Origin of the sequence: Anaerosalibacter sp. Marseille-P3206 (assembly GCF_900155565.1) — a bacterium.
Lineage (GTDB): Bacteria > Bacillota > Clostridia > Tissierellales > Sporanaerobacteraceae > FUHM01.
In genome coordinates, this window is record NZ_FUHM01000002.1 from 1,723,244 (window position 1) to 1,737,643 (window position 14,400).

The following is a 14,400-nucleotide window of genomic DNA, read 5'->3' on the forward strand; positions in this document are numbered from 1 at the left end:
AGTATAGAATTGATATAAGTTTAAAGGGATGTGAAAAAAGTGAATGTAGTTTGCATTGTACAAGCAAGAGTAGGTTCTACTAGATTACCTGAAAAGGTTTTAAAAAAAATTTGTGGTAAAACTGTTTTAGAGCATGATATTGATAGATTAAAACAAGTTAAAAACTTAAATAATCTAGTAATAGCAACTACAACATTAGAGGACGATAATAAAATTGAAAAATTAGTGACAAAGCTAGGGGTTGATTGTTTTAGAGGATCCTCTGAAGATGTCTTATCTAGGTATTACTTTGCTGCTAAAAAATACAAAGCAGATGTTATAGTAAGAGTTACTAGTGATTGTCCATTAATTGATTATGATACAAGTGATAAAATTATTAAATATTACTTAGATAATTTAGATAAATATGACTATGTAAGCAATACTATTGAAAGAACATATCCTAGAGGATTAGATACAGAAGTGTTTAGTTTTCAAGCTTTAGAAAAAAGTCATATGGAAGCTAAAAAGAAATATGAAAGAGAACATGTAACTCCATATATTTATCAAAACACAGATATGTTTAGAGTAGCTCAATATAAAAATGAAGATGATTATTCTAATTATAGATGGACGTTAGATACTGAAGAAGATTATAAATTAATAAGTATAATTTATAATAATTTGTACAAGAAAGATAAATTATTCTCTTTCGATAATATATTAAAATTTATAGATGAAAATCCTTATTTAATTAAAATAAATGAACATGTTCAACAAAAAAAGTTAGGAGAATAGTGGAGGGAGAATAATTGAAACAAAGGATACTTATTACTGGTGCTACCGGTATGTTAGGAATAAGTATTATTAATGCGTTTAAAGATGACAATAGGTTTGAAGTATATGGTATTAGCAGAAGAGTTAATGAAAAAGTAAATGATTATAATAGGGTTATTGCAGATATTACAGATAATAATGAATTATTGATAATTTTAAATGATATTAAACCAGATGTAATAATACACTGTGCTGCTAATACTAATGTAGACAGTTGTAACCACAATAAAGAATATGCATATAAATTACATGTAGAGGCTACTCATACTTTAGCAAAATTTGATTCTAGATATATATATATATCTACAGATTCTGTTTTTGATGGTCAGAAGGGTGACTATTATGAAGAGGATGAGACAAATCCATTGAATTATTATGCAGTTACAAAATTAAAAGGTGAAAAGGTAAGTTTAAATAGTAATTCTAAAGCATTAATTTTAAGGACAAATATATATGGTTTTCATTTAGAGAAAAAAAATTCACTGGTGGAATGGGCTTTAGATAATTTATTATTAAATAAAAAAATTAATGGGTTCAATGATGTATATTTTAATCCTGTATATGTGAATCAATTAGCAAGAATAATAAAAAAGATTGTTATTATAAAAGATATTTCGGGGATTTTAAATGTTGGTAGCAAGGAATATATAAGTAAATACAAGTTCCTTATAAAGTTGGCAGAAGTATTTAGTATATCTAAAAGTTTAATAATACCTAAATCTATAGATGATATTAAATTTGATGCTATAAGACCTAGAAACACAACTTTAAATCTAGACAAATTTGAATATGTATTTAAAGAAATTCCTAGTATAGATGAAGGAATAATGGAATTAAGAAATGATTATGATAATTTTTTTAGCAATAAGGAGGTATTTTAACTATGAGTTTTAATTCTAAAATTAGGATAGGTGACAGAACAATAGAAAAAGGTGGGAAACCTTATTTTATTGCAGACATTGCTGCTAATCATGATGGTTCAATTGATAGGGCTTTTAAATTAATAGAATTAGCAAAAGAAGCTGGAGCAGATGTAGCTAAATTTCAAAATTTTAGTGCGAATAAAATTGTAAGTAGAAATGGATTTGATTCATTAGGGGGTCAATTGTCGCATCAGGCAAATTGGGAAAAATCAGTTTATGATGTTTATGAAGATGCAAGTATCCCTGAAGAATGGACAAGACGTTTAAAAGAAAAATGTGATGAAGTAGGAATAGAATATATGACTAGTCCATATGATTTTGATTCTGTTGATTTAGTTGAGCCTTATGTAAATGCTTATAAGATAGGTTCAGGAGATATAACTTGGAGCGAGATATTAAAACATATAGCAAAAAAAGGTAAACCTGTATTATTAGCTACAGGAGCTTCTGATTTGGATGATGTAAAAAGGGCTGTGGATGAAATAAAATGTATTAATAAAGATATTGTTTTAATGCAATGTAACACAAATTATACAGCTAGTAAAGAAAACTTTAAATATATAAACTTAAATGTATTAAATACATATAGGAAAATGTATCCTAATATAATATTAGGTTTGTCAGACCATACTTTAGGGTATTCTACAGTATTAGGTGCTATAGCTTTTGGAGCTACTATAATAGAAAAACATTTTACTGATGATAATGATAGAATTGGTCCAGATCATAAGTTTTCTATGAATCCAACCACATGGAGAAAAATGGTGGAGGCAGCTAATGAATTATATTTATCTTTAGGAGATGGAGTAAAAAGAATAGAAGAAAACGAGCAACAAACAGCTATAGTTCAAAGAAGATCTTTATATTATAGAAAAGATTTAAAAGCTGGGCATGTAATTGACAAAAAAGATTTATTTCCAGTAAGACCTATAAAACAAGATGGCATACCACCATATGAAATAGATAGAATTGTAGGCAAAAAGATTTCAATAGACGTAAAAAGTGATGATTATGTAAAATGGAGTGATTTTGAGTAATGGTTATGGGGAAAAAGGTTTATTTGAAAGCGATTGAGAGAGAAGATTTACCCTATCTTATGAATTGGAGAAATAGACCTGATTTTAGAAAATATTTTAGAGAATATAGAGAAATTAATTCAGATATGCAAGAAAAATGGTATGAAAATAAAGTGATTAATGATAATTCTACAATAATGTTTTCTATTAAAGATATAGAAAATAATCAATTACTAGGATGTTGTGGGTTATGTTATATAAATTGGATACATAGGTATGCAGATTTATCTTTATATATAGGGTGGAATAATGAATATATAGACAATAAGGGATATGCATTAGAAGCATGTGAACTTCTTTTTAATTATGCCTTTAATGAATTGAATCTAAATAAAATTTGGACTGAGATATACGAGTTTGACAATAAAAAGAAAAAATTATATGAATCAATGGGGTTTAAGGTAGATGGAATATTAAGACAGAATTATTTTTATGACGGAAAGTGGTGGAATTCATATATTTTGTCTTTATTGAAGGATGAAATATATGAATTTAATGAGGGAGATTAGTGTATAATGCTAGAAGAAGATATTGAATCTAAACTTAAGAAAGCTTTTGAAATGTTAAGAAAACGGGATAAAATATTGCTTGAAATAGATATAAATGAAAGGACATTATGCCATAGATTAGCAATTTATTTAGAACAAATTTTTGCAGGGTATGATGTAGATTGTGAATATAATAGAATTGGTTCAAATGATCCAAAAAAGCTAATATTTAAAGATTTGAAAAAAGATTTCAAAGATGCAAAACTTGATAATTCAGCAGCTGATGATACAGTTGCAAGGACTGTATACCCAGATATAGTAGTTCATAAAAGAACTACGGAAGAAAATTTACTTATAATTGAGATTAAAAAATCTACAAATAATACGGATAGAAATATTGATATTAACAAAATAAAAAAATACAAAAGTCAATTAGGGTATAAACACGGTGTATTTATTGAAATAGAAGTTAAAAATAAAATTGATAGTGATGAGGATTTTTATGAACTGTCGTTTATACATGATAATGTAAATTGTATTAATTAACAAATTTAAACCTTGACATTATACAATTAGTAAATCTAAATTATACAGACTGGAGATTTTTCCAGTTTTTTTTGTTGCTTTTTATAGGGAACTAGATACAATTATATTATAACATATATAAAATACTCAGAGGATTCATGAATTATGATTTTCTTAATAAGAATCATTATATGAAAGGAGTGAAATGTATGCCTTCAAAGATTGATTTATTATTAAAAGAAATAGGAAATATCAAAAAAAGTTTATCAATAATAGAGGAAGAACTTATACAGATGCAAAATCTAAGACAAGAAACAAAAACAAACATGGGAAAAGTAGATGAAGAAACATCAGATATTTGGAGTCAGGTTATCAAAGTTATTAAAAATGAATTAACAGAAGTTAGTTTCAACACTTGGATAAGAGATATAAAATTAGTATCTAAGGATAATAATTATTTCTATATTTCCGTGCCAAATGCTTTTCATCAAAATATAATCGAGGGAAGATATCTTAAAATAATTGAAAATGCTCTTATGTTTGTAACTAATAAAAATTATACGGCAAAAGTTTTAGTAGAAGAAACCTATGAAGATTGTAGTGAAAAATGGGGAGCAATTGAAAGGATAGAGAAAACCGATAATAAATATAATTTTGATAATCTTATAAAATGAAGTTGAAAAGAATCACTTTAGAATTGTGTAGTAAAATATATCAATAAGATTATGACATTGATTGATAGTTTTTTTGTTCAAGTAGTTGATGAAATGTATGTATCTAAAAATTGTAATGAATTGAAATTCACATATAGGGTTTAATTTGATGGTTAGTGTCTTATTTAATTTCAAAGATCATGAGAAGGGTCTTTTTCTATAACAAAATATGGTAGTTAGAATTACTTATATTTCTCCATTCGAATATAATTAAGATGAAAATAGAATATGTGACTACCGAAAAAGCAAAGGGGCCAATGAGGATAATAATGATAGATTGGATGAAAATGAACCAATGGAAAGAACCAATATGAACTCACCATTACCAGAGATTACTTTAAAGACTACTACAGATATTTCTAATCAATCTATCAGTCAATCAGGAAATAGGAGAGTTGAAAGTATAAAAGATGATAGATTGATAGAGAAAACATATCTTATGAGAATTTTCAAGATATGTATGAAAAGATTATCAGTAATTGTGAGCTTTATGCTATAGATGAAAAATATAGAGAAGCAGTGGCTCATGCTATAAAACTATTGTTACTTGATATTGAGAAAAGTAATAATATTAAGGTAGGGGATAATTATATACCTGTTCAAATAGCCAAAAAGGTGCTTATATACAATTCTATAAATGAAATAGATATAGATATGGATTCAAAACTTAGATATGAGGATTTGATTGAATAAGTTAGTGCCGGGGGCGAATATTTTATGTTTGTATATTTTATATCCTATAAGTAAATAATATTTATTGTCATTTGTGAAAAAATCACATATAATATATACAGAGGAGGGATAGATATGCTTGTTAGGTTTATATTAGAGAATTTTTTGTCATACAAGGAAAGAACAGAATTTGCTATGATTCCAGGTAATGTTAGAAGAATGAAGGATCATTTGATTGATTCAGGTGACATTAACGTGCTTAGATGTGGGACAGTTTATGGAGCTAATGCATCTGGAAAGTCTAATTTAGTTAAAGCTATAAAATTTTCATCTGATATAATAGTTAAAGGTATTGAAAATGTTGATGCTACCAATAAACATTTTAGACTTGATGATTTATCTGCAAATAAACCAAGTATTTTTGAATATGAGATATCTATAGAAAATAAAATTTATTCATATGGTTATGCGACTACGTTATCCAATAAAGAAATTATTGAAGAATGGTTATATTTAAAGAAGAGTAATGGAGAAGAATGTATTTTTGATAGGGAATGTTTACATGGTGAAACAAAAATTGAAACAGATATTAAATTTAAAGATAAAGAATCTAAAACTAGATTTGGAGTTTATATGAAAGACATTGAACGTATGCCAAAAACATTATTTTTAACTGAAATAGCAAATAAAAATATTAAAAGTAAAGAACTTGATATTTTTAAACAAGTTTATGATTGGTTTAAGAATAAGCTTGTGGTTATATTTCCTACATCAAAGTTTTTGGGAGTTAACAGAATACCAACTGATTCAAGAATAAAAGAACAATTTAGTGAGTATTTAGAGTATTTTGATACAGGAATTACTAATGTGGAGATAAAGGAGATAGATTCGAATAGATTTTTAAAACAATTACCTGATGATTTAAAGTTAGAATTTAATAATATGGAACGTAATAAAAGTACTGTATTAATTATTGAAAATAAAATTTTTTCTATTGAAAAAGACAATAAAGGTCAAATTATTATTAGCAGAATAGGGATTGAACATAATTATTCTAAAGATTTATTCGATCTTGAAGATGAATCAGATGGTACTGTAAGACTTTTTGACTTAATTCCTCTTTTGGCATTAATACCGAAGGATAAGGTAGTATTTATTGATGAAATAGATAGAAGTTTTCATCCTAAATTAACAGTAGAGTTTATAAAATTGTTTTACAAACTTTCTTTAAGAACTAAAGCTCAATTGATAGTGACTACACATGAATCTCATTTGTTAGATCTTAATTTATTTAGAAGAGATGAGATTTGGTTTGTAGAGAGGAATAAAGAAGGTAGTTCAGAAATATATTCTCTTGATATTTTTAAAGATAGATATGATAAAAAAATAGAAAAAGATTATTTGATTGGTAGATATGGAGCTATACCAATTTTTGAACATTTAAATTCTATTGATTGTGGGGGAAATAAAAATGGGAAGGCTGAGAACACGGACAAGATACAATAAGAGGAGCTATGAAAGTGAATCTAAAGATCCAAATAAAGTTTTTATTATAGCTGTTGAAGGTAATGAAACTGAAGCACAGTATTTTTGTGGCCTTGAGAACAATAGTAAGTATTTGGGAATACCTAGTACGGTGAGAATTGAAGTTCTGGATAGATATGATACCAAAAGTGCACCTAAGTATGTGGTAGAGTTATTAGAAGAATACATAAGAGAAGGATATACTACTACTTTTATTGACAAATTTAAAGATACTATTGAAAATGCAGGGCTAGGGGATACTGCTGAAAACCTTATTAGAAAATATTTTGAGGATAAAATATCTTCGGAAACAAGAAAAGAGATGGAGAGGCTTATATATGAGGCTGATCGAGATAGAATATATTATCAGTATTTAGAAACTTGGAATATAGATAAAAAAGAATTTTGTGTTGTCTTTGATAGAGATAAACAGAGTACAAAACCTTGGGATTTTTCTCAAGTAGTTAAAGATTCTATAGAAAAGGGCTATAGAGTAGTTATTACTAATCCTTGTTTTGAGTTTTGGCTTTTATTGCATGTATGTGATGTACAAAAGGAATATTCCTTAGATGAAATAATACAAAATAGGTCAGTTAGTAGGGATAAAAATTTTGTTGATAGTAAACTATCTGAGATTTTAGGTGGATACAATAAGTCTAATATAAAATTTGAAGAAATATTTATGAATAAAATTGATATTGCTATAAAAAGAGAAAAAGAATATGCAACTTATTGGAAAGATATTATTAATAATGTTGGTAGCAATGTTGGGAGTTTTATTGAGGATATAAGGAAGAGATGATTTTGTGAATAGTATGAAGGGACAAAGTGTTGCTATAGGCTCTACAAAAGTAGGGCTTATTTTTTTAGATTTAAAATTTGATTGAATAAGTTAGTAAGTTAGTGCCGGGGTCGAATATTAAGAATTGCTTATATTTCTCCATTCGAATATAATTAAGATAAAAACATAATATATAGCTACTAGAGAAGAAAAGGGGAGTATAAGTTATGGACAATGGTATTATCTTAGTTTAAATTAAGGGAGGTAATTATGTGGATCAAGATGTCCGTTGGATTCAAAGATTCAATAACTATAAAAAGGCACTGAAGCAACTTCAAGGGGCAGTAGAATTAATGAAAAAAAGAGAACTTTCAATACTTGAGAAACAAGGAGTTATACAGGCTTTTGAATATACTCATGAATTAGCATGGAAGACTTTAAAGGATTTTCTCGAAAGTAAAGGAAATACAGACATATATGGCTCAAGGGATGCTACCAAAAAAGCTTTTTTACTAGACTTGATAGAAGATGGAGACATATGGATGCAAATGATAAAAAGCCGTAACTTAACTAGTCACACATATGACGAAAGTACAGCTGATGATATTATTACCCTTGTAAAAGATTTATATTTTGAACAATTTGAAAATTTAAGAATCAAAATGGAACGATTGGAAAAGGAAGAGAGTAAAAAGATATGAAATATGGGTTAAATGAGAATACATTAGAAAGTATAATTAGTATTTTTGCTAATCATTCAAAAATAGAAAAAGTATTGCTTTATGGTTCCAGGGCAAAAGGAAATTATAGAAAATTAGGATTTGATTAATCATATCAATAGAATAGGGATTATGATATACCAAAGAAGTTAATAAGTTCTATTTAGCTAAAAGCTCTACATAAAATAGGGCTTTTTTAAAATATTCTCCTATTGAAACATATGTTTGGCTAGTGTATAATTATATTATTAAAGGGTTAAGGGAGAGATAATATGGATTGGGAACCTAGGGATTATAAAATGGAAACTACTACATTATGGAGTTTTCCAGAAAGAGGAAAATGGGCTACTCATAATGGAGAATATAGAGGAAATTGGTCACCATATATACCTAGAAATATTATCGAAAGGTATTCTTGTAAAGATGATATTGTACTAGATCAGTTTATGGGAAGTGGTACTACTTTGATAGAGACGAAATTGTTGGAAAGAAAAGGGATTGGAGTTGACATTAATCCTATAGCTATAAAAATAGCAAAAAGGAATTTGAGTTTTGATAAAAATAGAGAGTATGAACCTAGAATTTTCAATGGAGATGCAAGGAATTTATACTTTATACCTGATAATAAAATTGATTTGATTTGCACTCATCCACCATATTCAAATATAATTAGATATAGTCAAGGAATAAAAGGAGATTTATCTAATTGTGACATTGATAAGTTTGTAGATGAAATGAGTATTGTTGCTAAAGAATCGTTTAGAGTATTAAAGGAAAATAAGTATTGTGCAATATTGATAGGAGATACGAGAAAGTCTAAACACATAGTACCACTTGGATTTAAGGTGATGGAAAAGTATTTGGAAGCAGGTTTTGTGTTAAAAGAGATAATTATTAAAGAACAGCATAATTGCAAAACAACAGATTATTGGTATGAAAAGAGTGTAAAACATAATTTTTTGCTAATTGCTCATGAGTATTTGTTTGTATTTAGGAAACCTAATTTTTAGTAATCAGCATTTTGTTAGGAGAGGATTTTCGTGAAAAATGATGAATTAGTGATGCCAGTTGTTAAATGGGTAGGAGGAAAAAGACAGTTACTTACTGAGATTGATAAATATATACCTTCTCATTTTTCTACTTATTATGAGCCATTTTTAGGTGGAGGAGCTGTGTTTTTTTATTTACAACCCCAAAAAGCAATAGTAAATGATATAAATGAAGAACTAATTAATTTATATAAAGTTATAAAGGATAATGTTGAAGAATTAATAGTGGATTTAAAAAAACATAAAAATGAACCTGATTATTTTTATAGCATAAGGGAGTTAGATAGGGATATAGAGGTGTATAAGAAATTAAATCTTGTTGAAAGGGCTTCTAGAATACATTATTTAAACAAAACTTGTTATAATGGATTATTTAGAGTAAATTCTCAAGGACAGTTTAATGTACCTTTTGGAAGATATAAAAACCCTAATATTGTAAATGAGACAACTTTGAGAGCGGTTAGTAATTATTTTAATAGTTCTAATATAATATTTAAATGTTGTGATTTTGAAGAGGCGGTTAAAGGAGCTAGGAAAGGTAGTTTTATATATTTTGATCCACCTTATGATCCAGTTAGTGATACTAGTAGTTTTACAGGTTATGATAAAGGTGGCTTTAGTAGGGAAGAACAAATAAGGCTAAAAAAGCTATGTGACAAATTGAATGATAGAGGTATTAAGTTTTTACTTTCAAATTCTGAAACGGACTTTATATTAGATTTATATAGAGATTATAAGATAGAAATTGTTCAAGCCAAGAGAACCATTAATTCAAAAGGAAATAAGAGGGGAGAAGTGAATGAGGTGTTGGTGATGAATTATGAGTAAAACAAAGAATGATCTAGCTTGGGACAAGTTATTTGATAAATATAATATATTAACTGAAATAGATAGAAAAGGTTTTTTTGAGATTTCATCAGCTCAAATTAATGAGTATAGAGAGGCTAGATTAGCGACTAAGTTTGATCACAAGATCAATTTGCCAAAGCTATTTAAGGATAACCATTTATCAATATTACCAATAACTAGGGGGAGTTATATAATATCTTCTTTCGAAGCTTACAAAGAGTTTGATGAAATAAATGCAGAAATAACAAAATTTACTTTTCCGGGAAATATAGAAAGTATTGACTATGAAAATATAACATCTGAAGCTATGGCAATTAATTGTGCCTATGTGTCAGGGATATTATCTGATTTTCTTCAAGAAAAGAGCCTATTACCTACAGTTAGTGGTAGAATGAGTTCAGAAGAGTTTTCATTTTATATTAATAATTCTAATATCAAGAGAAATGTAGAGGTCATGGTTTCAAATTCTCAAATAGAAATCGATGGTGGATATGAGGGTTTAGATAGTCTTGCTTTAATAGAGGCTAAAAACTCAATTTCAGATGATTTTTTGGTAAGGCAATTGTATTATCCTTTTAGATTATGGGACAATAAGATAACAAAGACGATTAGACCAATTTTCATGGTATATTCTAATGGTATATTTACATTATATGAGTACGATTTTAAAGTACCCAATAATTATAATTCATTAGTTTTATTAAAGCAAAAAAATTATACTCTAGAACAAGATACTATTAGCTTAGATGATATAAAATGTATATTAAAAAGTGTAAAAGTAATTGAGGAACCAAGAATTCAATTTCCACAAGCAGACAATATGAAAAGATTAATAAATTTAATTGAACTATTATATAACAATGAAATGACAAGAGAAGAAATAACGACTACCTATGATTTTGATCCAAGACAAACCAACTACTATGCGGATGCTGGCAGGTACTTGGGAATAATAGGTAAAAGGAAAGAAGATAGAGAAACAATTTACTATTTAACTGATGAAGGTGAGAAACTTTTTAAAATGAACTTAAAGGAAAGGCAACTTAAATTTGTTGAAACAATACTTAAATACAATGTTTTTAACGGCACATTAAAAGAATATTTTAAAACAGGTGAAATGCCAAATAAGGAAAAGATAGTTAAAATAATGAAGGTATCAAATTTATATAGAATAGGATCTGATAGTACATTTGAGAGGCGAGCACAGACTGTTTCAAGTTGGATAAACTGGATTTTACAACTAACCTAAACATTCTCTCAGCACTAATAAAATCAAAACCTAGCCATGGTTTTGAACTGACCTTTGTCAAGTAGACAGATAAATTAATTAAAAAATGCAAGTATAACTATTAAATATTGTGGAGCTTGGTAGTGAATGTGCAGAAGATGAGGATTTGATTGCAAAAGTTAGTAAGTTAGTGCTGGGGGTTTTAAAACAGTATACTTAAAACTAACTAAAATTACTTAAAAACATTGCATATTAAATAAATTTATACTATACTTTATAGTAAGGGGTGATTATCATAAAACTTACTATAAAAGAAGCAAGTGAATATTTAGGAGTTGCAAAATCAACTCTAAGAAGATGGGAAGATGAACTATTCAAATAGCCAAAGGCGGTGAATGAATGTAATGATATTCAATAGAAAAATAGAAGTTATCTTTACAAAACAAGATGAATTAATTCTAGATGGACAATCTAAAATATGTAATTGGCTATACAATCACCTATTGGAAATGACAATAAAAGATTATAAAGAAAATAATAATGACAAAAAACTCTTGACAGGAAGGAACTTAAGAAATCAAGTTCCAATACTAAAACAAGAGTTTATTTTTTTATACTCAGTACATTCATCACCACTCAAAAACACAGCAATAAGACTGAAAGAAACATACAAAAAATTTTTCAACAATGAAACAGGATATCCTAAATTCAAATCATGGAAAAAACATTGGTTTTCACTATATTATGATGAACCAAACAAAGGCTTTAAACTAATAGAAAACAAAAATTTACAAATATCCTTAGGAATAAATAAAGAAAATAAAAGAATAAAAGTAATAGGAAAACTAAAAGAAAATTTAAATTTAAGAAACACAGACAAAATAAAAAACTTCAGATTATGCAAACAACAAGGCAACAAATTCTATGCAATATTTTGTATAGAAAGAAAAGACATAGACAAAAAAGAAACAAACAAATGGATAGCAATAGACCAAAATCATAAAAACTTCTTTGTAGCCATAGATAATACTGGAGTAAGTTATGAATTTGAAAAACTGCCACAAACAAAATATTGGGACAAAGTAATAGATGAAATAAAATCAAAGAGAGATTTATGCAGCAGAAAATCAAAACTAATAGAAACAGAAACAGGGAGAAGCTATTACCTACCAAGCAAAAGATGGACAAAGCTAAACAAAGCATTAGACAATGCTTACCACAAGAGACGAGAACAAATAAAGTCAAGTTGTTATAGCATTGCTAATTGGATAGCAAAAAACTATGACTATGTAGCAATAAGAGACTATACTCCTAGTCTTAATACTGCAACTTATGATAATATGCATAGAAGCATGTTAAATCAAGAAATAATAGGAGAATTTAGAAACATACTAAAATGGGTAATGGAAAGAAGCGGTAAACACTATTCAAAAGTAGACGAAAAAGATACAACTAAAAATTGTTGTATATGTGGAAATAAAGAAAAGAAAGATCCACAGATAAGAGAATTTACATGTCAAAAATGTAAAACTAAATTATCAAGAGATATAAACAGTAGTGTTAATATAGCTAAAAAAGATAAATTATTGTCTGGTTCGGACTATGTTGATTGGGATTTATACAACTCAACATATACAGCTAAATGGAATTTTAAAAAAAGTAAAATTCTATTTACTGGCCATACGTTAGAGAAATCTAATATATGGATGAATTAAATCGAGAAGGTGATACTTCTTGAGCAAAATCTATTTGTATAAATATATTTTGATATATTTGAGTAGGTTTTGTAGAACGGCGAATATTTACACATAATATGATATAATCTATATAACTTAAATATTAATACAGGAGGTGATAATATGGATTTAGCTGAATTACAAGCAATTGTACGACTAGGAGATGATAGCAAAACTCAGTTTAAGCAATCTATAAATAGTTCTGATGCACTTGCAGCAGAGATTTCAGCTTTTGCCAATACTAAAGGTGGCAAATTAATAATTGGAGTAAATGATGATGGTGATATTGTTGGTTTATCTTCTGATGAAGTAAAAGTGTTAAACCAGATGATATCTAATGTATGTTCTCAAAAAATAGATCCATCTATTTCTGTGACTACTGAGAACATTGGATACGGAGAGAAAATAGTTGTTGTTATTAATGTGCCAATGGGAACTAATAAGTTTTATATGGCTAATGGCAAAGATATATGGATAAAGATGGGTTCGGATAAGAGAAGAGCAAAACGTGAAGAATTAAAGCGATTATTACAAGAGTCAGCTCACTTATTTGCTGATGAACAGCCAGTTGAATTTACAAATATTAAGGATTTAGATATGGATTTGATAAATAGTTTTATTGAAACGAGATTTAGAGAAAACATTGAAAAAATTTCGATTCCTTTAGATAAAGTATTGAATAATATGAAGGTAATGCATGATGATAAATGTACATTAGCTGGATTACTTTTATTTGGGAAAAACTACAATCCTATTTTGTCTCAATATGGAATTGGCGCTGTATCTTGGTACGGAAATGATTTAAGTGGAACTGAATATAGAGACAGTGAAGATATTAAGGGAAATGTTTTAAAGCAGTATAAGGATGGTATGGCCTTTTTAAAAAGGCAACTTAGAAAAATTCAGAAGGGACAAAGCTTCAATAGTTTAGGAATTCTTGAAATTCCTGAAATTGCATTAGAAGAGGCATTAGTGAATGCAATTGTACACAGAAACTATTATATTAGTAGTAATATAAGGTTGTTAGTTTTTGATAATAGAGTTGAAATAATTAGTCCCGGGACATTGCCAAATACATTAGATGTTGAAGTTATAAAGATGGGAGTTCATGTAGTTAGAAATCCTATATTATTATCTCATATAAAGGATATTAAAGGTATACCTTATAGAGGCATGGGTACGGGAGTTTCAAGAATTATAAAGAGTTGTAATGAAGTAAATGTATCTGTTGAATTTTTCAATGAAGTTGAAAAAAATCAATTTAGAATTGTGTTTTGGAGGGAGTAAGTGATCAAAACCCA

Annotated in this window: 18 protein-coding genes; all 18 read left to right on the top strand. The window is 27.8% G+C overall.

All coding sequences use genetic code 11. From position 1 onward, the window contains the following. Positions 1–39: 39 nt before the first annotated feature. The 18 genes from BQ9840_RS09570 (at position 40) to BQ9840_RS09650 (ending at position 14,386) form a co-directional block, all read left to right on the top strand. The gene (locus tag BQ9840_RS09570; protein ID WP_077369572.1) at positions 40–777 is read left to right on the top strand and encodes a cytidylyltransferase domain-containing protein; all 738 of its coding nucleotides are present in this window, start codon (positions 40–42) and stop codon (positions 775–777) included. A gap of 14 nt (positions 778–791) precedes the next feature. Continuing rightward, on the top strand, positions 792–1,697 hold the full coding sequence (locus BQ9840_RS09575; protein WP_077369573.1) for a dTDP-4-dehydrorhamnose reductase family protein: 906 nt from the start codon (positions 792–794) through the stop codon (positions 1,695–1,697). Between the two features lie 2 nt (positions 1,698–1,699). Beyond that, entirely contained in the window at positions 1,700–2,776 is a 1,077-nt protein-coding gene (locus tag BQ9840_RS09580) for an N-acetylneuraminate synthase family protein (RefSeq protein WP_077369574.1), read from the top strand. A gap of 5 nt (positions 2,777–2,781) precedes the next feature. Beyond that, positions 2,782–3,324, top strand: a complete 543-nt coding sequence (locus BQ9840_RS09585) for a GNAT family N-acetyltransferase (RefSeq protein WP_200804916.1) — start codon at positions 2,782–2,784, stop codon at positions 3,322–3,324. A gap of 6 nt (positions 3,325–3,330) precedes the next feature. Then, the gene (locus BQ9840_RS09590; RefSeq protein WP_077369576.1) at positions 3,331–3,849 is read left to right on the top strand and encodes a hypothetical protein; all 519 of its coding nucleotides are present in this window, start codon (positions 3,331–3,333) and stop codon (positions 3,847–3,849) included. A 188-nt stretch (positions 3,850–4,037) separates the two neighbouring features. Beyond that, entirely contained in the window at positions 4,038–4,502 is a 465-nt protein-coding gene (locus BQ9840_RS09595) for a DnaA N-terminal domain-containing protein (protein WP_159436138.1), read from the top strand. Positions 4,503–4,818: 316 nt separating this feature from the next. Further along, entirely contained in the window at positions 4,819–5,040 is a 222-nt protein-coding gene (locus BQ9840_RS09600; RefSeq protein ID WP_077369578.1) for a hypothetical protein, read from the top strand. After that, complete coding sequence (locus BQ9840_RS09605; RefSeq protein WP_077369579.1) at positions 4,998–5,234, top strand: hypothetical protein; 237 nt, start codon at positions 4,998–5,000, stop codon at positions 5,232–5,234. The genes BQ9840_RS09600 and BQ9840_RS09605 overlap by 43 nt, the downstream gene beginning before the upstream one ends. Positions 5,235–5,348: 114 nt before the next feature. Beyond that, positions 5,349–6,719: an AAA family ATPase gene (locus tag BQ9840_RS09610; RefSeq protein WP_077369580.1), complete on the top strand. Its 1,371-nt coding sequence runs from the start codon at positions 5,349–5,351 to the stop codon at positions 6,717–6,719. Next, positions 6,685–7,539 carry an RloB family protein gene (locus BQ9840_RS09615; RefSeq protein ID WP_077369581.1) on the top strand — a complete coding sequence of 285 codons (855 nt, stop codon included), beginning with the start codon at positions 6,685–6,687 and terminating at the stop codon, positions 7,537–7,539. Before BQ9840_RS09610 ends, BQ9840_RS09615 begins: the two co-directional genes overlap by 35 nt. A gap of 251 nt (positions 7,540–7,790) precedes the next feature. Continuing rightward, positions 7,791–8,219, top strand: coding sequence for a nucleotidyltransferase substrate binding protein (locus BQ9840_RS09620; protein WP_077369582.1), 429 nt, complete (start codon positions 7,791–7,793; stop codon positions 8,217–8,219). Continuing rightward, positions 8,216–8,347 (top strand): nucleotidyltransferase domain-containing protein, encoded by a 132-nt coding sequence (locus tag BQ9840_RS12885; RefSeq protein ID WP_143254330.1) that lies wholly within the window; start codon positions 8,216–8,218, stop codon positions 8,345–8,347. Before BQ9840_RS09620 ends, BQ9840_RS12885 begins: the two co-directional genes overlap by 4 nt. 162 nt (positions 8,348–8,509) lie before the next feature. After that, on the top strand, positions 8,510–9,247 hold the full coding sequence (locus BQ9840_RS09625; RefSeq protein WP_077369583.1) for a TRM11 family SAM-dependent methyltransferase: 738 nt from the start codon (positions 8,510–8,512) through the stop codon (positions 9,245–9,247). Between the two features lie 30 nt (positions 9,248–9,277). Beyond that, positions 9,278–10,114 carry a DNA adenine methylase gene (locus tag BQ9840_RS09630; protein ID WP_077369584.1) on the top strand — a complete coding sequence of 279 codons (837 nt, stop codon included), beginning with the start codon at positions 9,278–9,280 and terminating at the stop codon, positions 10,112–10,114. Further along, positions 10,107–11,384 carry a type II restriction enzyme gene (locus BQ9840_RS09635; protein ID WP_077369585.1) on the top strand — a complete coding sequence of 426 codons (1,278 nt, stop codon included), beginning with the start codon at positions 10,107–10,109 and terminating at the stop codon, positions 11,382–11,384. Before BQ9840_RS09630 ends, BQ9840_RS09635 begins: the two co-directional genes overlap by 8 nt. A gap of 265 nt (positions 11,385–11,649) precedes the next feature. Next, complete coding sequence (locus BQ9840_RS09640) at positions 11,650–11,745, top strand: MerR family DNA-binding transcriptional regulator (RefSeq protein WP_077368356.1); 96 nt, start codon at positions 11,650–11,652, stop codon at positions 11,743–11,745. 13 nt (positions 11,746–11,758) lie between these two features. After that, positions 11,759–13,078, top strand: coding sequence for an RNA-guided endonuclease InsQ/TnpB family protein (locus BQ9840_RS09645; protein WP_200804917.1), 1,320 nt, complete (start codon positions 11,759–11,761; stop codon positions 13,076–13,078). Between the two features lie 144 nt (positions 13,079–13,222). Continuing rightward, positions 13,223–14,386, top strand: coding sequence for an RNA-binding domain-containing protein (locus BQ9840_RS09650; RefSeq protein WP_077369586.1), 1,164 nt, complete (start codon positions 13,223–13,225; stop codon positions 14,384–14,386). Positions 14,387–14,400: the final 14 nt, after the last annotated feature.